Source organism: Trichococcus ilyis, from assembly GCF_900109135.1.
Classification (GTDB): Bacteria; Bacillota; Bacilli; order Lactobacillales; family Aerococcaceae; genus Trichococcus; species Trichococcus ilyis.
Genome location: NZ_FNYT01000005.1, coordinates 41,577 through 67,019, shown reverse-complemented (window position 1 = coordinate 67,019; position 25,443 = coordinate 41,577). Strand labels below are relative to the sequence as shown.

General features: G+C 52.3%; 21 protein-coding genes and 1 tRNA gene. 18 read left to right on the top strand and 4 right to left on the bottom strand.

Going from position 1 to position 25,443, the window contains the following annotated elements; translation table 11 throughout:
• Positions 1 to 149 precede the first annotated feature (149 nt).
• The 12 genes from BMX58_RS03910 to BMX58_RS03855 all read left to right on the top strand — a co-directional run bounded on the left by BMX58_RS03910 (position 150) and on the right by BMX58_RS03855 (position 11,315).
• Complete coding sequence (locus tag BMX58_RS03910; RefSeq protein WP_068622358.1) at positions 150 to 1,013, top strand: DUF3737 family protein; 864 nt, start codon at positions 150 to 152, stop codon at positions 1,011 to 1,013.
• Positions 997 to 2,172 (top strand): MalY/PatB family protein, encoded by a 1,176-nt coding sequence (locus BMX58_RS03905; protein ID WP_068622360.1) that lies wholly within the window; start codon positions 997 to 999, stop codon positions 2,170 to 2,172. Before BMX58_RS03910 ends, BMX58_RS03905 begins: the two co-directional genes overlap by 17 nt.
• A 368-nt stretch (positions 2,173 to 2,540) precedes the next feature.
• Positions 2,541 to 3,422, top strand: a complete 882-nt coding sequence (locus tag BMX58_RS03900) for a LysR family transcriptional regulator (RefSeq protein WP_068622362.1) — start codon at positions 2,541 to 2,543, stop codon at positions 3,420 to 3,422.
• A gap of 112 nt (positions 3,423 to 3,534) precedes the next feature.
• Positions 3,535 to 4,731 (top strand): MFS transporter, encoded by a 1,197-nt coding sequence (locus BMX58_RS03895; RefSeq protein ID WP_162268603.1) that lies wholly within the window; start codon positions 3,535 to 3,537, stop codon positions 4,729 to 4,731.
• A 169-nt stretch (positions 4,732 to 4,900) separates the two neighbouring features.
• Complete coding sequence (locus BMX58_RS03890) at positions 4,901 to 5,701, top strand: MBL fold metallo-hydrolase (RefSeq protein ID WP_068622364.1); 801 nt, start codon at positions 4,901 to 4,903, stop codon at positions 5,699 to 5,701.
• Positions 5,702 to 5,729: 28 nt separating this feature from the next.
• Positions 5,730 to 6,710 (top strand): aldo/keto reductase, encoded by a 981-nt coding sequence (locus BMX58_RS03885; RefSeq protein ID WP_068622366.1) that lies wholly within the window; start codon positions 5,730 to 5,732, stop codon positions 6,708 to 6,710.
• 121 nt (positions 6,711 to 6,831) lie between these two features.
• Positions 6,832 to 7,113: a YkvA family protein gene (locus BMX58_RS03880; RefSeq protein ID WP_068622368.1), complete on the top strand. Its 282-nt coding sequence runs from the start codon at positions 6,832 to 6,834 to the stop codon at positions 7,111 to 7,113.
• 159 nt (positions 7,114 to 7,272) lie between these two features.
• Entirely contained in the window at positions 7,273 to 8,022 is a 750-nt protein-coding gene (nfsA, locus tag BMX58_RS03875; protein WP_068622370.1) for an oxygen-insensitive NADPH nitroreductase, read from the top strand.
• A gap of 409 nt (positions 8,023 to 8,431) precedes the next feature.
• Entirely contained in the window at positions 8,432 to 8,563 is a 132-nt protein-coding gene (locus BMX58_RS14995; protein ID WP_275425214.1) for a hypothetical protein, read from the top strand.
• A 239-nt stretch (positions 8,564 to 8,802) separates the two neighbouring features.
• Positions 8,803 to 10,020 (top strand): chloride channel protein, encoded by a 1,218-nt coding sequence (locus BMX58_RS03870; RefSeq protein ID WP_068622372.1) that lies wholly within the window; start codon positions 8,803 to 8,805, stop codon positions 10,018 to 10,020.
• Between the two features lie 437 nt (positions 10,021 to 10,457).
• Positions 10,458 to 10,829, top strand: coding sequence for a VOC family protein (locus BMX58_RS03860; RefSeq protein ID WP_068622376.1), 372 nt, complete (start codon positions 10,458 to 10,460; stop codon positions 10,827 to 10,829).
• 90 nt (positions 10,830 to 10,919) lie between these two features.
• Positions 10,920 to 11,315: a VOC family protein gene (locus tag BMX58_RS03855; protein WP_068622378.1), complete on the top strand. Its 396-nt coding sequence runs from the start codon at positions 10,920 to 10,922 to the stop codon at positions 11,313 to 11,315.
• Between the two features lie 357 nt (positions 11,316 to 11,672).
• Here BMX58_RS03855 and BMX58_RS03850 read toward each other — a convergent pair whose 3' ends face one another.
• The gene (locus BMX58_RS03850; protein WP_068622380.1) at positions 11,673 to 12,209 is read right to left on the bottom strand and encodes an ECF transporter S component; all 537 of its coding nucleotides are present in this window, start codon (positions 12,207 to 12,209) and stop codon (positions 11,673 to 11,675) included.
• Positions 12,210 to 12,220: 11 nt separating this feature from the next.
• A complete protein-coding gene (locus BMX58_RS03845; protein ID WP_068622382.1) occupies positions 12,221 to 13,372 on the bottom strand; it encodes a pyridoxal-phosphate-dependent aminotransferase family protein in 1,152 nt (383 codons plus the stop codon).
• Positions 13,373 to 13,737: 365 nt separating this feature from the next.
• On the opposite strand from BMX58_RS03845, the gene BMX58_RS03840 reads away from it, so the two are divergent.
• Positions 13,738 to 14,451, top strand: coding sequence for a TraX family protein (locus BMX58_RS03840; protein WP_068622384.1), 714 nt, complete (start codon positions 13,738 to 13,740; stop codon positions 14,449 to 14,451).
• 17 nt (positions 14,452 to 14,468) lie between these two features.
• A complete protein-coding gene (locus BMX58_RS03835; protein WP_068622385.1) occupies positions 14,469 to 15,662 on the top strand; it encodes a M15 family metallopeptidase in 1,194 nt (397 codons plus the stop codon).
• A gap of 63 nt (positions 15,663 to 15,725) precedes the next feature.
• On the opposite strand, the gene BMX58_RS03830 is transcribed toward BMX58_RS03835, so the two are convergent.
• Positions 15,726 to 15,797, bottom strand: a tRNA-Val gene (locus BMX58_RS03830).
• Between the two features lie 161 nt (positions 15,798 to 15,958).
• Between BMX58_RS03830 and BMX58_RS03825 the strand changes: the two genes are divergently transcribed.
• Positions 15,959 to 16,483 carry a YehS family protein gene (locus BMX58_RS03825; protein ID WP_068622387.1) on the top strand — a complete coding sequence of 175 codons (525 nt, stop codon included), beginning with the start codon at positions 15,959 to 15,961 and terminating at the stop codon, positions 16,481 to 16,483.
• 268 nt (positions 16,484 to 16,751) lie between these two features.
• Here BMX58_RS03825 and BMX58_RS03820 read toward each other — a convergent pair whose 3' ends face one another.
• Positions 16,752 to 17,663: a hypothetical protein gene (locus BMX58_RS03820; RefSeq protein WP_068622389.1), complete on the bottom strand. Its 912-nt coding sequence runs from the start codon at positions 17,661 to 17,663 to the stop codon at positions 16,752 to 16,754.
• 363 nt (positions 17,664 to 18,026) lie between these two features.
• Here BMX58_RS03820 and BMX58_RS03815 point away from each other — a divergent pair, with 363 nt between their 5' ends.
• The 3 genes from BMX58_RS03815 to BMX58_RS03800 all read left to right on the top strand — a co-directional run bounded on the left by BMX58_RS03815 (position 18,027) and on the right by BMX58_RS03800 (position 25,407).
• A complete protein-coding gene (locus BMX58_RS03815) occupies positions 18,027 to 20,210 on the top strand; it encodes a family 2 glycosyl transferase (protein ID WP_093088787.1) in 2,184 nt (727 codons plus the stop codon).
• A 369-nt stretch (positions 20,211 to 20,579) separates the two neighbouring features.
• Positions 20,580 to 22,541, top strand: coding sequence for an oxygen-binding di-iron domain-containing protein (locus BMX58_RS03805; protein ID WP_068622394.1), 1,962 nt, complete (start codon positions 20,580 to 20,582; stop codon positions 22,539 to 22,541).
• Position 22,542: 1 nt separating this feature from the next.
• Positions 22,543 to 25,407: a glycosyltransferase gene (locus BMX58_RS03800; protein WP_084253834.1), complete on the top strand. Its 2,865-nt coding sequence runs from the start codon at positions 22,543 to 22,545 to the stop codon at positions 25,405 to 25,407.
• Positions 25,408 to 25,443: the final 36 nt, after the last annotated feature.

The following is a 25,443-nucleotide window of genomic DNA, read 5'->3' as shown; positions in this document are numbered from 1 at the left end:
AAAACACTTAATTGAATAAAATGTGCGAAGCTGTGTGTGGAAGTTTTTAGTATTTCCTTGCATACAGCTTTTTGGTGTTCTATTATCCCTTGACTTAATGTCAAGGTTAAGGTGTACGCTCTGGATGTATAAGAGAGGGGTCAAAAAATATGGAACATCTGAACCAACAACTATTCACCGGGGAGCGGGCTTTGTTCAAAGCGAGAGAACTGCAGATCAGCCGTTCCGTCTTTGCGGACGGGGAATCGCCATTGAAGGAAAGCAGCGATATCCTGCTCGACAACACGATCTTCCGCTGGAAATATCCGCTGTGGTACGCGAAGCATATCCAAGCAAATGGCGTCACTTTGGTCGAAACGGCGCGCTCCGGCATTTGGTATACGCATGACATCACCGTCACCGACAGCGTGATCCAAGCGCCCAAGACATTCAGAAGAGCGACCGGCATCACGCTGGAACGTGTGGAAATGCCAAACGCGCAAGAAACGTTATGGAACTGCAGCGATATCACGCTGAAGCACGTCCATGCAGCCGGCGATTATTTTGCGATGAACAGCGAAAACATCCGAGCCGCGCACTTCACGCTGTCGGGCAACTATGCCTTCGACGGGGCAAAAAATATCGAGGTTTCGGACGCCAAGCTGATCTCCAAGGACGCTTTCTGGAACTGCGAAAACGTGGTCGTGAGGGATTCGACCATCATCGGCGAATACCTGGGCTGGAATTCGAAAAATGTCACCTTCATCAATTGCGTCATCGAGAGCAACCAGGGCATGTGCTATATGGAGAACGTGAAAATGGTGAATTGCACGATCATCAACACGGATCTGGCTTTCGAATATTCGACGGTCGACGTCGATGCTGCCACAACGATCGACAGCGTCAAAAATCCGATCGGCGGCACAATAACCGCTCCCGGCATCGGCGAACTGATCCTGGACGATCCGGAAATCGCCGCCGAAAAGACAAAATACCAGCTTGCGGAGTACAAGGAATATGCCTTTCGATTTTGATCAGATCATCGACAGAAGGGCCACAAACGCCTACAAGTGGGACGTCGGGGCGGATGAATTGCCGATGTGGGTGGCGGACATGGACTTCGCGACGGCGCCCGCCATCGTCAATGCCATCGCCAGACGTCTGGAACAGGGCGCTTTCGGCTACAATACCGTACCGGAGAGCTTCCGCGAAAGCATCATCTGCTGGTGGCGGACGCGGCACCAGCACACGATGGAAAAAGAGTGGATCCTCTATTGCACCGGCGTCGTACCGGCCATCTCCTCGATCGTCAGGAAAATGACCGAGATAGGCGATGACGTCGTCGTCCTTGCGCCGGTTTACAACATCTTCTACAATTCCATCCTGAACAACGATCGGAAGGTGCTGGCAAGCGGGCTGCGCTATGCGGACGGGAGCTATGCCATCGACTTCGCGGACCTGGAAGAAAAACTTGCGCGCAGCACGGTTTCGCTGTTCATTTTCTGCAACCCGCACAATCCAATCGGGAAAGTCTGGGATCGGCAGACGCTGGAACGGGTCGCCGAACTGTGCGTCAAGCATGATGTGCTGGTCGTGAGCGACGAAATCCATTGCGATCTGACGCATATCGGCCACAAGTACACACCCTTCGCTTCGGTGTCCGAAGCGATCGCTGAACGGACGATCACCTGCGTAGCGCCGACGAAGACATTCAACATCGCCGGCCTGCAGACGGCGGCGATCGTCATCCCGAACAAGGAAATCAGAAAACGCGTGGACCGCGGGATCAATACCGACGAAGTCGCGGAACCGAACAGCTTCGCGATCCAAGCGGCCGAAGCGGCCTTCGACGAAGGGGAAGGGTGGCTTGATGAGCTACGGGAGTATCTGGAACAGAACCGGAAATTATTGGTCGGTTCCTTGAAGCGGCTTGTTCCCGAGGTCCATGTGGTCGAAGCAGAAGCTACTTATCTGGCTTGGATCAATTGCGCGGCGATCACGGACGATACGCAGGAACTGTGCGCGTTCATCCGGGAGCATACCGGACTGTACCTGTCGGCAGGGGATATCTTCGGCGGCAACGGTTCCCGCTTTGTCCGCTGGAACTACGCTTGCCCGCGGGCGCTTCTGGAGGACGGCATCCTCCGGTTCAGCGAAGGTGTTGCGTTGTACCAAAAGGAAAAACGTCGTTGAAAAAAGCGTTCCTATTGACACCTGAACCCTCAAACGGCCGCAATCTGTTTTTCTCCGGTGAACGCAGGCTTCGCCGGAGTTCGGCACATTCTGTGGTGTGTCCTCCTGCGAGCATGTCTTTATCGGAGTTGAGTCCAATTGTTGCCGGCGTTCTCCGGGGAGCGGAGCGCTCACCGGAAGAACGGACGCAACCTGCAGCGTCCTCCAGGTTGTGTCCGTTCCCTGATTCGGTTTTACGGTTGCGGCTGGATGTGAGATACTTGAACTGAAGCGATTGCAGCCCCGCTGCGCAGAAGAAGCGGGCTGTAATCGAAAGCCGTCGTCTCGGCTGAATCAAAGCCGGATCAGGGGATAGGAGAGTACAAACTATGGAGTTGCGCGTTCTGAATTATTTTTTGACGGTGGTGTATGAAGAGAATATCACCAGTGCCGCCGAAAAGTTGCACATCACCCAGCCGACCTTGTCGCGCCAACTGATGCAGTTGGAGGAGGAATTAGGCGTTTCCTTGTTCCGGCGCGGCAAAAAGAAAATCACATTGACCAGCGAAGGGCTGCTGCTGAAAAGACGGGCGGAAGAAATCCTCGATCTGACCAACAGGACCGAACAGGAGCTGAAGGAACAGCAGCCGCTCATGAACGGCGAAATCGCCATCGGTGGAGGAGAAACGCAGTCCATGCGCGTTTTGGCCGATTTCATCAAAGTCTTCAGCAGCGAATATCCGCAAGTGACGTACAAATTGTACAGTGCCGATGCCGATGACATCAAAGATCGGGTCAACAAGGGGCTGATGGACATTTGCCTGCTGACGGAGCCGGTCGATATCGATAAATATGATTTCATCCGGATCCCCCAAAAAGAGTACTGGGGCGTCGTCATGCGGAAGGACAGTCCGCTGGCGCAGAAGCGGTCCGTTGCACCTGAGGATCTGTTGCCTTTTCCGATCCTGATTCCGGGGAGGGCGTTGGTCCAGAACGAACTGGACAATTGGTTCGGCGACTCCTATGGGGCCTTGCACATCATCGGGCGCTACAATCTGATCTACAATGCAGCCATTATGGTGGAAGCGGGCATCGGGGTTGCGTTGTGTCTGGAAAAACTTGTCCCGGCAAGCGAGGAAACCGAACTCTGTTTCAGGCCCTTGGCACCTGCCCTGGAGACAGGTGTCGTCATCGCCTGGAAAAAGTATCAGGTTTTCCCGCCGGCAGTAGCCAAATTCATCGAGCTTCTTAAAAATGCCTTAAAGGCATGATCAATCATGCAAAACAACTATTTTCTTTTTCTGCGGTTGCGTTTTAAACTAGTGATAAGAAAACGTATGTATGCTGTACAGGCATGGACAATCAGAAAGGAAAATCATCAGTATGGATATGAGGATAGTCAAGAAACTTGCGCTGCTGTCCGCTTCATTAGTTGTCGTTTCCGGCGGGGCCATCGCGGTGAATGTGCCCGCCATCGCCCGGGATTTTCCGGAGATTCCGTTGCCGCTGGTGGAATCCTTGACGACGATGCCTTCCCTGTTTTTGATCGTTTCGGTGTTGCTCAGCCACGCCATCGCAAAGAGGATCGGCTACAAGAAGACGGTCCTGCTGGGGCTGATCACGGTTCTGGTCTCCGGCTTGGTTCCGGTGTTTGTGCATCATTTCTGGGCCATCTTCCTTTCCCGGGCTTTCTTCGGATTCGGGATCGGACTTTTTAATTCGCTCCTGGTCAGTTTTATCCGGCATTCTTATGAGGGGAGTGAAAGGGCGGCCATGATCGGGCTGCAGAGCGCCTTCGAGGGCATCGGCGGGATGAGCATTTCCTTCTTGGTTGGGCAGTTGCTGAAGATCGACTGGCAAACTTCCTTTTGGGTCTACTTGGCGGCCCTGCCGGCTATTTTGTTGTTCGCGGCCCTGGTTCCGGATATCCCGGTTGAACCGGCGGACGTTTCCGGTCAGCCACAGCAAACGGATCCTTTGAGTACAAGCAGAAAGGGCATGGACAGGGAAGTTTTCGGCTATCTGGCTCTGCTCGTTGTGGCGGTGATGTTCTATATGACGATAACGGTCCGGGTCACGCCGCTCATGCTGGCGGACGGGTACGGCGATGCCACGGACGGGAGCTATATCCTTTCCCTGATCGGCATCGGCGCAATGACGGCCGGTTTTTTGTTCGGAAAAGTTTTTGGGGCTGTCGGGAAATATACTTTGCCGCTCGCCTTGTTCGGGATGGGGGTGGCCTTGGTGACGATCGGGCTGTCCAACGCGGTCTGGGTGACCGGTTTGGCTGCTGCGTTCTGCGGCTTCTCCTTCCGTACTTTTATTCCGTATCTGTTCAACAAAGTCAACAGCTCGGCGTCGGGGAACGCAAACGCTGCAACCTCGCTGCTGTTGATCGGATTCAATCTCGGCGCGGCCTTTTCCCCTTACGGCATCGTCCTGGTGGAGCGCCTGTTCCGGCTTGCTTCCGAACGCGGGATCTTTTTCCTGGAAGGGACACTCCTGCTGGGGTTCGGCATCATCGGCGGTGGCTATCATTTTCTGGCGCGGCATGCTGAAACGAGTGCGGAGGAAGTGTGAGCAACTCAGCTTCGGCGTACCATTGATCTGAATGGAGCGCGGGAGCCGGGTCCGCACTTGTTCTGCTAGCCAAATTGTGTCATCATGGGAATGTGAACGCATTCATTTTGCGAACAATGGCAAAACTGCAACTGTATAAAAAAGTTGGACCATTTAGGAGGAAAAGAAAATGGCAACACACAAACAAGCCGTTCCGCCGCCTACCGTATTCTTTGGGGAGGAAGCCTTCCGACCGATCGACCACACGGAAGTCCGTTGGCTGGGCAGCGGCGGGATGTTCGTGAACACCCGCGGCACTTGTCTGATGATGGATCCAATGCTGAAGGACTTCGATATGCCGCTTTTGATCGAGATGCCGATCATGCCGGAAAAGGTCCCGCACTTGGATGCGGTATTGATCACGCACTGCGACAACGACCATTACAGCGTACCGACGCTGCACGCGCTGGAACATGCCTCCAAGGCATTCCACGGACCGCACTATGTGGCGGAGCTGATGGGAGCGGAAGGCTTTCCGGCAAACGGGCATGATATCGGAGCCAGCTTCGAAGTCGGTCCGGCCAAAATTACGCTGACGCCGGCGGACCATGCTTGGCAGAACGAAAAAGCCAAATACAACTACCGCGTTTTCCGGCTGGAGGATTACTGCGGTTTCTGGATCGAGACGCCGGACGGCATCATCTGGGCGCCGGGCGATTCCCGCTTGATGCAGGCACAGCTGGAGATGCCGCAGCCGGATGTGATCCTGTTCGACTTTTCCGACAACGAGTGGCATATCGGCTTGGAAGGGGCAATCCAAATGGCGAACACCTATCCCGAAGCGCATCTCATCCTTTGCCACTGGGGCACGGTGGATGCGCCGGATCTGAACGTATTCAACGCTGATCCGCAATCCTTGTACGATAAGGTAGTGAACCCGGAACGGATCCATGCCTATGCACCAGGACAGCCGTTCAAACTGAAAAAATAGAGGCTATGGGAAGAATGGAGGAAAAATGATGGAGTATGTGAAATTCGGCAATACGGGTATGGATGTATCGCGGATCTGTCTGGGCTGCATGAGCTTCGGCGATCCGGACACGTGGCTGCACAAATGGGCGCTGAAGGAAGAGGAAAGCAGACCGATCATCAAGCACGCCTTGGACCTGGGCATCAATTTCTTTGATACGGCGAATGTCTATTCGTTGGGTCGAAGCGAGGAAATCCTCGGCCGTGCAATCAAGGATTTTGCCAAGCGTGACGAGGTGGTCATCGCCACAAAAGTGCACGGGAAAATGCATGATGGCCCGAACGGATCCGGCCTGTCCCGCAAATCCATCCTCAGCGAAATCGACAACAGCCTGAAGCGCCTGGACATGGATTATGTGGACCTTTACATCATCCACCGCTGGGATTACAACACGCCGATCGAGGAAACGATGGAAGCCCTGCACGATGTGGTGAAATCCGGAAAAGCCCGCTACATCGGAGCTTCTGCGATGTATGCCTGGCAGTTCCAAAAAGCGCTGCATGTGGCGGAAAATTACGGATGGACCCGCTTCGTCTCGATGCAGGACCATCTGAACCTGCTTTACCGCGAAGAGGAACGGGAAATGCTGCCGCTTTGCCGGGAAGAAAAAATTGCCGTGACCCCGTACAGTCCGATGGCATCCGGCCGCCTGACGCGCGACTGGTCGGAGACTTCCAAACGGATGGAAACGGACAATGTGGCGCGTTCGAAGTACGACGCCACCGCCGATAAGGACCGGATCATCGTCGAACGTTTGGCAAAAGTAGCCGCCGACCGGGGCGTTTCGCGCGTCGAAATCGCGTTGGCCTGGCTGCTGCAGAAGGACCCGGTCGTGGCGCCGATCATCGGAGCGACCAAACTGGAGCATCTGGAAAAACCGGTGGAGGCCGTATCGGTCAAACTGACGGCTGCTGAAGTCGCATTTTTGGAAGAACCGTATGTCCCGCATCTGATCGTAGGGCATAGCTGAAGCATTCCGGCAGGTTAAAAATCATCCTTGAGACTGATTCGATTACTTTTGAGAAGCGGTATACTTTGTCCAAGATGACCTGACAAGGACATCCAAATCCATCAGCAAAGGAAAATGCAGAATGAAAGTAAGAAAGAAAACCAGTCTGACACCGTTTGATAAAGTCAAGTCACTCGTGCTTTCCCTGTTCGATTCGAAAGTCGACGGCAAGAAAAAATGGATGGTAGTTGGGATCCTTCTTTATATCATCAGCCCGATCGACCTTTTGCCGGATGTTTTGCCGATGGTGGGATATGCGGACGACGTTTTGTTGCCGATCTTGTTTTTGATCGCTGAAAAGATCCTTTCGGACGCGCCTGACAAAGAAGACCAACGCCCAATCAAAGAAGCAAAAAAAATCTGATATATAGCTTTCCTAGCTCCGCTCCTCGCCGAAATGGCAAAGGAGCGGGGCTTTTTCGTGGATCGTACCATGAGCATCCGGTTGGACGGGGCTATTTCATTCCTTTAGAATGAACATATCGGTCTAATACAAGATATTTGAAAGCGAGGAATACAAGTGATGAATGAAACAATCGAACGCATCTTGGCGCACCGCACGGTAAGGGACTTTGAAGACCGGACTTTGAGCGCCGAACAGATCGAAACGATCGTCCGCAGCGCGCAGGCGGCTTCGACTTCGAGTTTTGTGCAGGCCTACTCCATCATCGGGGTCACCGATCCCGACAAAAAACGTGAACTGGCAAAAATCTCCCGCAATCAAGCTTTCGTGGCCGAGAATGGCCATCTCTTCGTGTTCTGTGCCGACCTGCATCGCCACGATGTGATCGGTAAGATGGAAGGCAAGGACGTTGCAGCCTCGCTTGAGAGCACCGAAAAATTCATGGTCGGCATTATCGATGCAGCCTTGGCCGCCCAAAATGCCGCCCTTGCCGCGGAAGCGATGGGACTCGGCATCTGCTATGTCGGCGGATTGCGGAATGATCTCGAAAAAGTCCGCGACCTTTTGAAGATTCCGGACAAGGTATTGCCTCTCTTCGGGTTGGCTGTGGGGTATCCGACCTGCATCAACGACCAAAAACCGCGCCTGCCGTTCGAGCATGTCTACCATGAAAATGAATACCAGCAGGATGATGAAGTCTATAAATCTCAACTTGAGCAGTACAACAACGTAATCACGGACTATTATGTCGAACGGACCGGTGGCGAGCGTTCCGATACTTGGACCAGCCAGATGGCCGAAATGCTTTCCCATCCGCAACGCATGTACATGCGTGATTTCGTCGAAGAGCAAGGGCTGAACAAGCAGTGAATCCGGAAATCGAAAATCTTTTTATTTGCATCGAACGGATATTCGTGTTATAGTGTCATCTCAACGTCCAAGAACATATGCATCTTATATGTATGGAACCATGGCTTTTCTCTATTCTGCAGCGGATGCTGCAGGCAACCGGAACCAAAAATAAGCGAAGTTAAATTTATATGTAGCGCCAGATACTGGTGCCCGCAACATGAATTTCCAAGATTTTGATTTGATAGTGAAAAAGCCGCGATTCCTGTACAGGAATACCTTTTTCTTTCTTATGATAATAAGCAGAAATGAAGAGGTACTCGCTTGAGTGCCTTTTTGATTTCTCTGAGTACAGAAAAAAGGATAAATGAGGAGGTTGAAAGACAGCAGCGTACGCATATGGTTACGCTGAAGAAGGAGCAAGAAATATATGAAGAACATCGTCTATACGAATTCGCAGAACGTGACCATCGAAATCTCATGGGAAGCGTATTTCAAAGAGATCGATATGCGCAAACAAGAGCGTTTGAAGAAAAAACAAGCGCAAACAAGCAGCAAATAAGGTCCTAGCGCCTCTTTTAACGGAGTGCCGAAAAGCTAAAAGCCCGGAAGCCATTTCCCCATCAAATGTTGGGCAGCGGCTTCCGGGCTTTTTTGTTGTTTCCGTAACGGATATCCGAATGTTGCGTGCAGTCTGGACAATAATTTTCAGTTGTTCCGACCGGTTTCGTGGTATCATCATTGGAAGATGCGCCTATGGAGGTGCAGTGAAAAATAAGCGGTTGAAGAAGGAATACAACAATGAGACAAATTAAATCAGCGGTTTATCAGGAAATATTTTTTTACGGCATTGCGGCGATCGTGATGGGCATATTGGTGGGGGCCTTGGATGCCTTGTTCGGCGAAGTCCTCATTTTGATCACACAGTTCCGCGGGCACCACGTCGCAGTGTTGTTGCCGTTTTTGGCAATCGCGGGCTTGGCGATCGTCTATGTTTACCAGAAATTCGGCAAGAACAGCAGCAAAGGGATGGGGCTCGTCTTCACTGCGGGGAACAAGCAGGATGAAGAAATCCCGAAACGGCTGGTTCCATTGGTCATCGGCGGCACTTGGCTGACCCACCTTTTCGGCGGCAGCGCCGGCAGGGAAGGCGTGGCCGTCCAGATCGGAGCGACCGTTGGCTATACTTTCGGCAAAAAGCTGCCTTTCCAGGATGCTAAAAAAATCCTGCTGGTTGCCGGGATGGCAGCCGGTTTTGCGGGCTTGTTCCAGACACCGATGGCGGCAACGTTTTTCGCTTTGGAGGTGCTGATGGTAGGCGCAATCGAATACCGCGCGCTTTTCCCTGCGGCAATCAGCGCCTTTGCGGCCGCCTATACTTCGCATTTCTTCGGGTTGGAAAAATTTTCGGTGGATTTGGATGTGGCGGTGCCGGTCGATCTAGCTTTTGCCATAAAGGTTATCGTTTTGGGCATCGTCTTCGGGGCGGTCGGCGGGGTGTTCGCCAAACTGTTGAAGATCACGAAAAGCTGGATGGCGCAAAAGATAACTGATCCCTACAGAAGGATTTTTGTGGTGGGTGTACTGTTGACCATCGTGCTGTTAGCGTTGCACATGGGTCGCTACTCGGGCCTTGGCACCAATCTGATCAGCGCCAGTTTCCAGGAAGGCACGATCTACGGTTATGACTGGGTGCTGAAATTGGTGCTGACGATCGTTACCCTGGCAGCGGGATTCCAGGGCGGCGAAGTCACGCCCTTGTTCTCGATCGGCGCGAGTCTGGGCTACTGGTTGGCGCCGGTGTTCGGCCTGCCGCCGGAAATGGTCGCCGCTTTGGGGTACGCCAGCGTTTTCGCATCCGCAACGAACACCTTCATCGCGCCCGTCTTCATAGGCGTCGAAGTCTTCGGGTACGACACGTTGCCTTATTTCTTCGCAATCGTGTCGGTCGCCTATGTGTTCAACAGCGGGCACTCCATTTATGCGCAGGAAAAAATGAAGAGCGATTATTTGCAATAATCGCTCGGATGAATACAAGGGTAAGGTATACTCTCGAAGCGGGCTGTCTCCAAATGGGGCAGCCTTTGTCTGTGTTGAAAACGAGTGCATTCGGCGGGAGAAATTGTCGAATACTACAAGATCATTCGAGAATTTGGCGCCAGCGAAGAGCAGAATTGTCGAATGTTCAAAATTATTCGACAATTTGGACCTAGCGAAAGGCAAAATTGTCGAATACAGGTGTTATATCCTGCAATCCGGGTATCCGGTCGGCGCACCCTATTTCAATCAAATGCACTTGCTCGCTTCGCACACGCAATGTCAATCCTGCAAAATTGGGGTGATCCGCTAAAATTAGCTTTTCGCATCCGACGAAATTATAATGGACTATGAAGAGCCATTCTTCAGTATCATCCGGATCAGAAGCGACAAAAATCCAAAGAGAACGGAGCATAAGCATGGGCATTGGAGCATTTTCCCTCAGCTTGACGGTCAAGGACATACACGCATCAAAGGCATTTTACGAAAAATTGGGCTTCAGCACATTCGGTGGGGACATCGACCAGAATTGGTTGATCATGAAGAACGAGGACTGCATCATCGGATTGTTCCAAGGCATGTTCGAGAAGAACATGCTGACATTCAATCCCGGCTGGAACAGCGACGCGGCGGAAGTGAACCCGTTCAAGGATGTCCGCCAGCTGCAGGAGGAATTGCGGGCAAAGGGCATCGCGTTCGTTTCGGAAGCCGACCCGGAGACTGAAGGACCGGGCAGCTTTATCATTCTCGATCCTGACGGCAATCCGATCCTCGTCGACCAGCACCGCTAACGTTTCTGTTGCACGAGCACCTTTGCCAAACGCACTCTGCATAAGCCATCAGCAACAACTGTTTTGCGAAAAATAGGGGGTAACGGAATCATGGGAAAAGTCATTCATTTTGAGATTCACGTTGATGACATGGAACGGGCCAAGCGCTTCTATGGTGAAGTTTTCGGCTGGACATTCGAGGATTGGACCGCTTATGCGGGCATGCCTTATTTCGGTGCGGTCACAGGGGACACGAGCGAGCCGGGCATCAACGGTGCTTTGATGCAGCGCCAAACTCCTCCGCCTGAAGCGGGCCAAGCCGTAAACGCCTTTGTGTGCACGCTGGGTACGGAAGATTACGATGCGACCGAAGCGCTGATCCTGGAGCAGGGCGGCAAAGTCGCCATGCCGAAAAATGCTTTGGTCGGGATGGCTTGGCAAGGATACTACTTCGATACGGAAGGGAATCTGTTCGGGATCCATCAGCCGGACCTGCAGGCGAAATAACCGCTGACAGGGAAAGTAAAAAAAACAATAGTGGACGAAGAAACGGGGCTGCCTCATCGCGAGGCGGCCCCGTTTCTTCGTCATCCGGTCAGGTTCGGTGCGACCACTCTTTGTTGCTGAACGCTCGTGCCGCGTTTTTCTCCGGCGAACGGAGGCTTCGCCGAAGTTGAGCTAACATTTTGTCTCTGTCCTCCGATAATCGTAGCTTCGTCGGAGTAGGGGCCGAAAATTACCGGCGTTCTCCGGTGGGGAAGCCTTCACCGGAGAAGAGCATACATGCAGGGGGCGCACTCCTATGGCTACCAGGCACACGCAAAAAAAACTGTCTCCAACCAACGTGGAGACAGTTTTTTGGCGCTATCTTGCAGTGATATTCATCTTTTTCAGGACTGCCGACAACGGCAAGGCAATGGCGATCCCGACCGCGTTCTGGACGAGGTTGCCGGGGATCGAAGCGAACGGGGTGATGGCGTTGCCGTACAAAATCCATTCGCACAGATAATAACCGATTAGCATCACCGGAACCGAAAGCAATGTGGCCAAAAGATTCACAACAAAGCTGTCACCTTGACGTCCCTTAGACCAAGCCAATTTTCCGACCAGATAGCCTTGCAGCCCGCGAGTGACGAATGTGAAGGGCGCCCACAGCACCCAACCGGCCATCAGATCAAAGATGGCCATGCCGACCGCTCCGGCGATGGCGCCCTTTTTCGGTCCGAACAGGATAGATGACAGGAAAAGCATCACCGTGCCGAGATGGATCAAGCCGCCGTTTGCCCCAATCGGCAATTTGATGTTCAGGAAGACCGTCGCAACGAAGACGAGGGCGATCAGAATCGCCGTCAGAACCAAATCATAAGTGCGTGTGTTTGAATAACCTTGTGCTTTTTGCATAGTGTAGCCTCCTAGTTTTCTTTTTTGTATTTGTCGATGAACAGCTGGGCCAAGTTGCCTTTGCCTGCGAAGCCGAGATCGCGCAGGCCGTTGTCGATGATGGACAAGACATAAATGAGTTTGTCCATGAAGGCATTCTCGCCCATATGGCCTATGCGCAGAATCACATCCGCATATTGTGCCAAGGAGGTGGCGACAAGCAGATCGTAGTGCTCGCTGAGGTGCTCCTGCAGGCGCAAAGCCCCGATCGCTTCCGGAATCCGGATGGCGGTGACTGTGTTGGAACGGGCGGAATCCAGGAACAGCTCCAGGCCGTACGCTTTAGCGGCTTCTCGTACAGCAGAGGCAATCCTGTCATGGCGTGCGAAAACCGTTTCGATGCCTTCCTCAAGGATGTTGTCCAGGGCGGCATCGAGCGCCGCGACATCGCCGGCAGAAGTCGTGTAAGGCAAATACTCTTTTTCCGCGTAGCCTTTGAATACCTGCAGATTTGCATAGAAGGACGCGATCGGTGTTTTGCGGTTGTCCATCGCTTTTTGGGCGTCCGCGCTGACGGAAACGATCGCCAGTCCGACCGGAGCCGAGATGGCTTTTTGCGTCCCGCCGCAGCAAATGTCGATTTGGTTTGCATCGACTGCTATCGGTTCGCCGACCATGCCCGCGACGGAATCGACAACGGTCAGAATGCCGTATTCCTTCAATAAAGGACAAAGCGCCGCCACGTTGTTCAGGACCGATGTCGGCGTGTCGCAATGGACCAAGGTGGCATATTTGAAGTCGGAATCCTTTTCCAGATAGGCGCGGACGGCTTCAGCTGGGATGCCGCTGTGGTGATCGAAGCTCAGGACGACCGGCTCGCCGCCGTAGATGCTGACGAAGTCCTTGAAGCCTTCGCCATAGATGCCGTTGTCCAGCACGAGCACACGGTCGCCGGGCTCCGTCAAGCTCGCACAAGCAGCTTCCAAAGCCAAAATCCCTTCACCGGCAAGCAGCAGCACCTCATTGGTGGTTCCCATGACTGTCCCCATTTTTTGGCTGACCTCGCGGTAATAGCGCACAAACTCCTTGTCGAAGTCGCTGTTGTTGGTCCTTTTTGCGCGGGCCAGCCGCACATTTTCGCGCACCTCGGTCGGACCCGGGGCGTAATTCGGTTTGTATCTCATCAAGAAGCCTCCTCGTCTTTTCGTATATTGTTGCTTATTTTAGCAAATGAAAGGGACTGTGAAACCGTCCAATCCGGCGGAAAATGAGCGGTCCAATTTGTTTTGAAGGGTGTTTTGGATGCGTTTCGGAAATGTATGCGTTTTCAAATGATTTTGGCCAGCTCCACGGGTTAGCCCTTCGGAAATTAGTGAAGGAACCCGTTCCGCTTTTATCTTTTGCGTGAGTTTTTCCGCAAATCTCTGGCTTTTTTTCGGGGATTGCCGGCGGGCCGAAAGACTATACTGTGGAAAAGGACCGGTATACAGGCCGGTCAATCCGTTCAATAGTAAGGGTTGTGAAAAATGTGACAGTAAGGAGCACTTCGATGCAAGGCAGCAGCGCTATTCCAAAAGACCTCTCGTCCTATACATTGAAGAACCTTGCCATAATCGCAATGTTTTTTGATCATATATTTGCGGTATTTGTGCCGCAGGATACGCTTGAAGGCGTGGTGTTGCGGATAGCAGGGCGGATCGCCGCCCCGATCATGTGCTATATGATCGCGGAAGGCTACCACTACACTTCCGATCTGAAAAAGTATACGCTGCGGCTGTTCCTGTTCGCCGTAGTTTCGCATTTTCCGTATGTCTGGTATTTCGGACTTCAGTGGTGGCAGGCAACCAGCGTGATCTGGGGCTTGGCGCTGGGGCTGGTGGCTTTGGCGGCGGCAAAACGAGAGGATTGGTCCCTCCCGTTGAGAGCGGCAATCGTTTTGGCGTGTTGCCTGTTGGCTGTTCCGGCTGATTGGAATTACGTAGCGGTGTTGTGGATCCTGTTTTTCGGGCTGTTCAGGGGACAGACCGAAAAACAGCTGCTCAGTTTCGCTGTCATCGGCATCCTGTTCCACATCATCCCGTCCATCCGGGAAATCGGCTGGACGCAAGCCTACCAGCTGGGCATCTTTCTGGCCGTGCCCTTACTGCTCCTCTACAAAGGAAGGCAAGGCAAGAAATCCAATCTGATGAAATGGGGCTTCTATGCTTTCTATCCGTTCCATCTGGTGCTGTTGGAACTGGTGAAAATGATCGCATCCGCGTAATGGAGGACTGAAAAGATATGAGAATCAAAAGAAATTGGCGCCGCGCTGTCATCGGTTTCCTGACAGTGGCGGTGCTTTCCGCTTGCTCCGGGCAGGATGAAAGGGCGGAAACGGAGGAGGCGGAAATCGCTTCGGCGAGTTCGGAAGAGATAACTTCAGAAACGGTGACTTCCAGCGAGGCAGGGGAAACAGCGGATGTGCAGCCGGAAAATCCTGAGCCGCTGGTGTATGCAGGGGAGCTGGAGCTTCCCGTCACCGGGGCGACCGGGTATGCCTCGATCGGGATGGATCTGAAGGCGACTCCCGATGCGGCTTCCGAAACGCTTGCGGCACTGGAAGCGGGCACCGCTTTCGAGGTGCTGGAGGAAGAGGGCGACTGGTGGTTCGTCCAGACCGCAACGGAATCCGGATGGGTGCAGCATCTGCATTGTTTCATCAATCTCCCGGATGTGATCCCTTCCATCATCTATGACAACACCAACACCTACGCATCCAAGTTCGTCTCTTCCGGAAAAGCGATCCCCGGCATCACCGGCGAAGCGCTTTATGACGGAAAAGCTTACAACATGCGGCTTGGGAAAATTAGCGACATCGTGCCGGTACTATACAGTATGTCGAAGAAAATTTATCTGGCGCAACAAGCCGCTTTGGCGGATGGGAATACGTTGGTCATCTATGAAGGGTACCGTCCTTATTCCGTCCAGAAGCTGACTGTGGATGCCGTGACGGTGCTGGCAGCGGACGATCCGGAAGTGATGGCGGGAATCAATACCGCTCCTTGGGACACCAACTGGTTCATTGCGACAAGCGTTTCGAACCATCAGATGGGCTATGCCATCGATGTCACGCTTGCGAAAGTGACTGAGCAGCAGAAAATCGTCATCGGCGACTATGCCGCGACGGCCGTCACAAGCTACACCGAATACACGATGCCGACGACCATCCACGAGCTGAGCATGGCCTCGGCTACATTCACCGGACCGGTCAAATCCAGTTCGCCGACTGCTTGGCTGCAGGCCACTCTGGCGGATACGATGAATGAGGCCGCGATCCTGCTGCAGCGCTACTGCACGGATGCCGGGCTGACGCCGCTGGCTTCGGAATGGTGGCATTTCAACGATCTCGATGCGCGCTTCGCCACCGAGGACGACAGCAGCAAAGGCGAATATCTGTTGGATGCGGCCATGAGCCAAGCGCCGACAGTCGATTAAAAAAAAGAGGCGCGAGCGGATCTCTCCGATCGTGCCTCTTTTCAGTGTTGTGCTGAAGCTTGATGGTCCCTACTGGGATTGAACCAGCGACCCCTACCATGTCAAGGTAGTGCTCTCCCGCTGAGCTAAGGAACCGTTAAACAGATGAATCACCTGCTCGTATGTTTGATTATAACACATTTATGTGAGAAGTGAAGAGCTAATTTTAAAAAAATGAGAAAAAGTATAAGGCATTCCGCAGGCCAACAGGGTATACTGGAAAAGGACAACTGAAAAGGAAAATTTGGAGGCTAATTATGGACAACAATGATATATTGATCCGCTTACGCTATGCGCTGGACATCAAGGATGCGGATATGGTGGAAGTGTTCCGCTTGGGCGGACTCGAAGTGACGAAGGAAGCCGTGCAACAGATGCTCAAGAATCCGAAGAAGGATGAAGCAACGGACGCTGCGGGCGCGGATGACCCGTCAGGCGATGGACAATTGGCTTGCGACAACGCGGCGCTGGAATCGTTCCTGAACGGTCTCATCACTTCCCAACGCGGCAAACCGAAAACGAAGCCCGGCGAAGCAGAACCCAAGCCGGAATTTCTGCTGAACAACGGGAACGTCAACAATACGTTGCTGAAGAAGGTCAAAATCGCGCTGACTTTGACGAACGAAGATATGCTGGAAATCCTGGAATCGGCAGGCGTAACCGTGTCGAAAAGCGAACTTAGCGCCGTCCTGCGCAAAGAAGGGCACCGCAACTACAAGCCTTGCGGCGACCGCTATGCGCGTAATTTCCTGAAAGGGCTGGCGCTGCGCTACCGGGGCTAGGCTGGAATTTAGCATAAGAGCAGTCTGACGGGTTCAGTGGCGGGTTATTTTTCGAATATGATGTCGGAAAAGCCTTCCGAAATGGCCTTGACGGGTTTTATGATCAGCTTATACTAAGAAAAACCTTCCAAAGATCCTTTGGAAGGTTTTTCTGTGGAAACCAATGCAATTTTGCCCGCCAAATCACTTTTGGCGGGTTATTCCGATTTTGTGAGCCCCCAGCACGCAAGGAAAAGCCGCCTCGCGTGAGACGGCCTGTTTCCAATGCCTATGGATTCATATTCATCCAACTGCCCAGATGATGGATGCCGATGCCGCTGAAGGCGCGGTTTTTGCTGAAGTACTGGCGGACAAGACTCAGTTCGTTGTACATGTAGGTGCTGCCCTCCTCGAAGAAGGTCACATAGGTCGGATCGCCGATGTTTTCGGTTTCGACGGCGATGGTCGCACTCACGTTGTATTGGCGAGCTAGGTTCATTTCGGTTTCGGCGATCTGATTGATGCCGTTGGCCCCGACAGCGAAGTCGCGGTAGGCCATGATTGTGACGGTCTTGATGTTGTTGAAAATCCATGCCGCCAGGTTGCCGTTCCCGTAAGCCGTGCTGTATTGCACTTCATTGAACCAGAACGGGATGTCGATGGCCAAATTCAATTGCAGATTGTTCGCCACTGTTTTTGCATGCATCAGGTAATCCTGATAACGTCCCAAAACCCCGTTCGGATCCGTGCCGTAGCCCGTGCTGTAGTGGTAAGGCTCCACGTCCAGATGCATGCCCTTGAAGCGGGCTTCCGGAGCGGAGTTGGCTTGGTAATCGGTCAGCCAGTTGAAGAAATAGTCCTGGTAGACTGTGCCTTCAGGCAGAACCCAGTCAGGCGATCCCTCCAAAGCATGCACGGCAATATTATTGGCTGCTGCCCTGCTGATGAAATCCTGATAGTAGGCGTAGTCTATTCCATAGTTCACTTGCAGGTGCAAATCGGTTACGTTGTTGGCCACAAGAAAATTCAGGATATTGTCGCTGTTGTATGTGATCTCATTGGTGTTCCACAACCAAGTGGAATAGCTGCCGGTGCTGACGACGGAAGTGTTGTTCTTGTTGGGAGCGGCTTGGACGGCAGTCACAGGTGCGAACAGCAGAGCAAAGATAAGGAAAAGCGGGATCAATTTCGATGGCTTCATGGGCATTTGTACCTCACAATCAATTTTTTTATTCATTATACAATCGAATCAGTAAATCCTTTAACACAAAAGTGGTGAATATTTATCACTCATCTGAAAGAAAAATGACTGAGGCGGAAAGAATGGAAATCAATTGGAGGTAAGTGCCATTCCCGTACAATTGTGGACAGTGGATTTTCCGGAATGTTGTCTGATCAAGTATTTCGAAAAAATTCGTTTTGGAACTTCAGTATTCTTTTTGTATTTTTTTTGGAAGATAGCTAAATAATGGCAAGGTAAATGTTATATTATTTTCAATGGTGATAAAAACGATAGAAACATTCCAGTGAGTGCTGGGACTAAGGGGAAAACACGATGATCAGGATGAGCAGAAAACAAAAACTGGCGGTGAGGATTTTTGCGTTGCTTGGTGCAACCGCAGTGCTGATGGTTTTTATGAGATACAACAACGCGGTCACCGAAGCGGATGCCGCTTTTTATGAAGAACGGGGTTTAAGCTTCATTTCCAAAACTGACGGCAAAGAGTTTTCCATATACAGGGACAACGAATGGCAGAATGAATTCTTGGAAGGGGTCAACATCGGCGCGGCCAAACCCGGTTATTTCCCGGGGGAGCTCGGGATAACCGAAGAGGATTATCTGCGGTGGTTCGGCTACATCAGCGACATGCATGCGGAAGTCATCCGGGTGTACACGACTTTGGACCCCGCTTTTTATAATGCGCTGTACGAATTCAACCGGACGGCCGAGCAGCCGCTCTATCTGATGCAGGGGGTATGGATCAACGAGGAGGATATCGCTACGCTTCAGGATGCCTTTGCCGAAGATGAAAAAATTAAGCAGGATTTTGTTGCGGATGCCAAAAATTTGGTCGACATTTTCCATGGGAATGCCGTTTTGCCTGAAAAACCGGGATTCGCCAGCGGTGAGTACACGAAAGACATCTCACCCTATGTCATCGGCTGGATCATGGGAATCGAATGGGATCCGGCATTTGTGGAGACGACGAACCTGAATAGTCCGGGAAAGACAAGTTTCTCGGGGGAATATTTGTATACGGAAGACGCCTCGCCCTTCGAAGTATTTTTGAGTGAAGCTGGGGATGCGGTGCTGCGCTACGAAGCGGAGGAGTACCGGACGACAAGGGCGTTGGGATTCACGAACTGGGTGACGACAGACATGCTGGAACACCCGAGCGAGCCTTACGAAAAAGAAGACAAAGCGGTGGTGAATACGGAACACATCAAGGCCCGGAGTTCATTCCCGGCAGGACTGTTTGCCGCGTATCATATCTATCCCTACTATCCGGATTTCCTGAGTTACGAGGAGGAGTATATCCAGGATGTGGATGAGAACGGGGAAATCAACACCTACCGCGCCTATCTGGAGGATCTGATGGCGGAGCATACGGTGCCGGTCCTGGTCGCCGAATTCGGAGTGCCGGCATCGCGCGGGAAAGCCCATGAGAGCCTTTATTCCGGTTATGACCAGGGCAATCATGATGAAACGGAGCAAGGCGAAATAGTGGTGGATCTGCTGCAGGACATCCATTCGGAAGGATACTGCGGCGGTTTGGTCTTCACATGGCAGGATGAGTGGTTCAAACGGACCTGGAATACGATGGATTTCGATTTGGCTGACCGGCGTGCCTATTGGTCCAATCCCCAGACGAACGAGCAGGAATTCGGTCTGATGGCATTCGACCCCGGCGAGGAAGCGTCCGCCCGTTACGTGGACGGGGATATTTCCGACTGGAGCAAAACCGAACCGATCGCCGAAACAACGGACGGCGCTTTGTATGCGGCATCTGATGAAAAATACCTATATCTGATGGTCGCAACTGAAGGATTCGATTTCGGCGCCGACACGCTCTGCATCCCGATCGACACGATCGCGGACCAAGGGAACACGGCAGCCGCAGGTCAGCAACTGCAATTTTCAAGCGGAGCCGATTTTATGGTCCGGATCGCCGGAGCGGATGACGCCCGGATCCTGGTGGATGCCTATTATGATTCCTTCCATTACCTCTATGCCGAGCAATTGGGGATGATCGACAAAAATTCCGCCTTTGCGGTCAAGGATTCAGGGATCTTCAATCCGATGCTGCATTGCCTCTCAAGGGAGATTTTCCTGCCTGCATCCCAGCAGACTTTGCCTTTTTCTTCCTATGAAACAGGGTTGCTGTCGCTGGGTGATGCGAACCCGGAGCATGAGGCCTATGATTCCCTGACCGATTATGCCGTCAAGGACGGAAATGTCGAAATCCGGATACCTTGGCAGCTTCTGAACGTTATGGATCCTTCGACCAAGCAAATCATGGGCGATCATTACGAAAACGGCAAAATCCAAGCGCAGGCCACTGATGGATTCAAAATAGGGATGGCTGTCCAAAAATCCGGGGAATTGGCTACGAGCCCTGTCAAAATGGCAAAATATACTTGGGAAGCCTGGGATATGCCGACCTACCATGAACGGTTGAAACCATCGTATTACATTATTCAGGAAGCGTTTGAGGCACTGGATGAGCACGCCGCCAGCGCTGAATGATGGCATGATTGACCGATGCTTGCTCCGGTGGTGCGAACATTCATCGGAGGACAGCGATTACCAGTGGGCTTATCTACGGCAAAGCCGATCATATCGGAGCTAGACTGCAGAATATCGCGCCAACTCCGGCGAAGCCTGCGTTGGACGGAGCAGGAAAAAATACGCCAGCCGGATCGATTGCTGCCGCGTTATTTCGCACGAAAATGAGGTTTCGCGCAGGCCGGGAAAGACTGCTTGGATCAGGGGAAAACAAGCCTTACTGTAACAAGAATTTAACGTTTTTTCAGTGAAGGATATGCTATAATTCTGTTTATTTATCAAACAGAATATCATCAAATTAACATGAAGCTAAAATAGAGGGATAAAATAATGGGAAATCGACTGGCCGATAGGATGATTACAGAAGGTTTTTATCCGGTAGGGGAAAATAGTGATTGCAATGCTTATTTATTGATGGAAAACGGGAACGGCATCCTCATCGATCCGGGTCCTGTGGCGGGATTTGAAGCGGGCTTTGAGGATGTGCTAAAGATTATCCCGTTGGAGAGGATCACCCATGTGATTGTGCAGCATCCGGGACCGGAATGTTGCGCAAGCCTGCCTTTGTGGGAACAGAAAGGATTGCAGGCGGTCGTTGTGACACATGGCGTGACGGCAAGGGGGCTGCGGCATTTTGGGGTTACGTCTGACGTTTACTTGCTTGACGAAGAAGGCTATGAGCTTATTTTGCCTTCGGGCAGGAAACTGCAATTTTTTGTTCCTCCCTATATTTTCCTAAGCGGGATCGTCATAACGTATGACGAAAGGACAAGCACGCTTTTTTCCGGCAACTTGTTCACCCCCTTCATGAAACGCCAGCAAGAATCGCTGGTGGAGGAAGGGCATGAGGGGCAATACTTGCCGTACGGTGAATGGATGCATTCCCTGATGAACAAACTTCTGCGCAGCGATATCAACAGGCTTGCGCCCAGAACAGGAAAGATAGTGGATGAGGAAATCGAAAGCTTTATCGGTACGCTGCGGGAATGGAATTATGGCAGCGGCAGTGAACCCAAGCTGTCCGCTTCGAAACGCTATCTGTTGGCTTGCAACCGCGTCGTCCAGAAGCTGTATACCATGTATGAACCAGCTGCCATCCGAGCTGTCCTGGAGAGACAAGGCGCCGTTTTGGATGAAGAGAGCGGGCTTATCCAAGAGTATGCAGCATCCGGGGTGGAAGCCTGGAACAAACTGTTCGAAGTCATTTTCCGCGAGAAGGGCCTGGCAATCTTGGAAGTTTTGGAACCCTTGACCCAAGCCATCCGCCAGGAATATGCGATTCCGGTTCCGGAAATCATCCATTCGAAACTGCTCAAAAGGGACAGGAAAATCAAGGAAATCAACGACAAGTACCGCAAATTGGAAGCCTTCAACAAAAATCTGGTGGCAAGCATGGAAAAAATCCAGGACAAATTCATCCGCTGCCCGATTACAGGGCTGTTCAACGAAATGTTTTTCCTCGACTACATGAAGAATGCATACGGCGACTTCCCCAACGGAGCGCTTTGCCTGATCGATATCGACAATCTGGCCGACATCAGGCTGGAGTACGGCACCCGTTATCGGGACGAAACGCTGAAGAACCTCGCCTATCTGCTGAAACGGGACAAGGGGGAGAAGCATCGCGTCTTCAAGCTTCAGGACGCGCTTTTCGCCTGCTTCATACCGGATTCGGAAAAGACGAAGGCCATAGCGGCAGCTGAGCAAATCCGGAAAACGACGGCCCAGTCCAACCTGTTCCGGGAACGGATCACCCTGTCGATCGGCATGGTGTTTTTTGAAGAAGTGACCGCAGCTTTGGACAAGCCGGAAAGCATTTCCGAGTTCGTCCAAAATACGGCATACAGCCGTCTGCAGATCGCCAAACTGACCGGAAACAGCGTGTGCAGCGAGACGAAGGTCAGCCCAAATGCGGATGCCGTCAAAAATGTCCTCCTTGTGGATGAGGACGAACTCACGCTGGATCTCCTGAAGCGCGCTTTGGAGAAGGAAGGCTTCAGCGTCCATACAGCGAAAGATGGTCTTGAGGCTCTGGCGTTGACAAAAAAAGAGCGGATCAGTCTGATCATTTCGGAGCTGCTGTTGCCGAAAATGGATGGACTGCTGCTGAAAGAAAGTCTTTCTTTCTACTCGGAGCGCAGCCGGATTCCGTACATCCTGATGTCCCACCAAAAGGACAAAGCGACAGTGGAGCGGGCTTTCGACCTGCAGGTGAGGCACTACCTTAAGAAACCGTTCATGTTCACGGAACTGATCGGCATCACCAAAAATATACTGAGGGGCAGTGATTGACATGACGATGGACGCCAGAACGATTCTTTTCGCTATCTTCGCCATTTCGTCGCTGATCGTCTGGATGATTTTGATGGTCTTCTTCAACAAACAGCGGCATGATGACCTGAAAACGATGACGGCCGAGATGGACCGGTTCATCATCGACGGCCTGCTGGACAAGGAAGGTATCCTTTACAAAAAAGACGCAAAGCTTTTCATGAAGCGCTACACTGATTTGAAGCAAGTCATCACGATCGATGCGGAAAAGGAAGCGGCCTTCATGGCTGTCATCGAAACATTTGATCTGGAAGCATTTTATCGGAAACGGCTGCGTTCGCGCTTGAAATACCGCCGCATCGAAGCTGCTGTATATTTGGGCGTCATCAATACAGAGACGGCCCGCCAAGCGATCGAAGAGGCCTTGTACAAGGAACGCCATTATTCGGCCAAACTTTATTATATCCACACCTTGGTGGGGATCAAACACCCGTGCTCCATCCCGCCCATCGCCCACAGCCTGCTGGATGCGCCGCAGTGGTACCGCGAAAAGGTCCACCCGTTGCTGAATGAGTATGGGAAGGCCTCTTTCGAATTCTTTTCGCAGATCAAGGACAGCCAGCGCAGCGAATACAAGGAACTGATCATCGGTTTCGCCGAGGCTTACCCGGTCACTGCGCTGCAGGACTACCTGCGCAACATCGCGAGGGACCCCGATGAGGAAGAGGCTATCCGTTACAAGGCAGCTTCCGTGCTGATCAAGGTCTATTTCATCGAAATCGACCGCCCGGAATATTTGGAGCACCCGGATCCATACATCCGCGGCCTTTCCATCCGGGCATACGGGGAAAACCCCTCCGCGGAAAACCTGTATGTGCTGATCCCTTTGCTTGCGGAGGATGAATATAAGGAAGCCGCGATGGAGGCGATCGGGAAAATCATCGCCCAGAGGCCGCCGCAAGTCTGCATCCTGCTGGAGGAATTCCGCAAATACAGCAATGAGCATGTCCGGAGCGGCCTGGCGGAACTGATCTCAAAACGCGTGGACTATATGATGCTGAAGGTGTCCTCGGAAAACAAGGAAGATTTCCAGGCAATCATCAAGGAGATCATGCTGCGGGGGAAAAACAGCAACATCATCAGTTTCCTGAACAAAAACCGCGATCCTGCCATCGAGCGGGAAATGATTCCGATCCTGAAGGACGTGTTCGACAAAAGTCCGGAAGTCCGGCTGACCTATCGGACCTATCTCAATGAGACGCTGCTGAAGAAATGCGGCCAGATGCGCTTTGTGCCCGAAGCGGTAAAGCGGGAAGAGAAGCAGAACAAACGGGTCATCCTTTATCTGTATTTCCTGCTACTCGTGCTGTTCTTCAGTTTCCCGGCCGCCTATGCCATCAGCCACCGCGAGCTGCTGTTCACCTTGCCTTGGCTGGAGCAACTGAAAGTGTACGTAATCGACTTCAATTATTATTTGGCCTACTATTCCATGGCGGTGAATGGCATCTATCTGTTCCTGCTGGTCTGCTCCTTCTTCGGGGTCAGGGAACAAGCCAAATACTGGAAGCTGAAGAAGATGCCTTTCCTGTTCAAAAAAGGGATGATGCCCTCCGTTTCGATCATCGCTCCGGCCTATAACGAGGCGGCCTCGATCATCGAAAGCGCGAACTCGCTGATGAACCTCCGCTACCCTGACTATGAGCTGATCATCGTCAACGATGGTTCAAAGGACCAGACATTGCAGACGCTCATCCAATATTTTGGTCTGGAAAAAGTGGATCAGGCCGTGAACGGGAATCTGAGGACGATGCCGATCAAAGGGATCTACCGGAACGAAACGTTGCCGAAACTGACGGTCGTCGACAAGGAGAACGGCGGAAAAGCTGACTCATTGAACACGGGCATCAACCTTTCGGCAAAAGAATACTTCTGCGGAATCGACTCGGATTCTTTGCTGGAGACGGACGCCCTGCTCAAGTTGGCTTCGCTGATGCTGGACGAAGAGGTCGAATGCCCCGCTTTGGGCGGCAACATTTTCCCTGTCAACGGCTGCACCATCGAAAAAGGCATGCTGACGGATCTGCGGATTCCGGAAAACCGGGTGGCGCGCCTGCAGATGATCGAATACATCCGCGCCTTCATGGCCGGGCGCGTGGGTTGGGCGCAATTGGATTGCCTGCTGATCATTTCCGGCGCATTCGGGCTGTTCAAAAGGGACCGCATCATCGAAATCGGCGGTTACCTGACCAGCAGCGGGGAGTACCAAAAAGATACAGTCGGCGAGGATATGGAGTTGGTTGTCCGCCTGAACCGCCATCTGCTCGAGAAGAAACAGAAATTCAAAATCAAATACAGCTACAACGCCAACTGCTGGACGGAAGTGCCGGAGACGTTCCGCGTGCTGAAACGCCAACGCGACCGTTGGCACCGGGGCCTGATCGACATTTTGACGTTCCACAACAAGATGATCGGCAACCCCCGCTACGGAAAAGCCGGGACGATCGCGATGCCTTACTTCTTCATTTTTGAAATGATGGGGCCGCTTGTGGAAATGCAAGGATATGTGATGGTGCTGCTGGCCGCACTGTTCGGCTTGTTGAACCGTGAAATCGCGGGCCTGCTGTTCGTTTCCATCATCCTGATGGGCATCCTGATTTCCGTTTCCTCGTTGTATCTGGCGGAAAAGGAATCGGATTACTTCACTTTCAAAGAACTGGCCGTATTGGTCTTCTATGCCTTCATCGAGAATTTCGGACTCCGCCAATTGATCAGCTTTTGGCGGGTGACGGGATATGTGAACTCACTCAAGAAACCCAAGGGCTGGGGGAAAATGGAACGCAAAGGCTTCGCCGTCAAACCGGACCTCGCCGATGTGCCGAGCCCATAATGAATCAAAACAAAAAAACATGATTCTCCGCAAAAT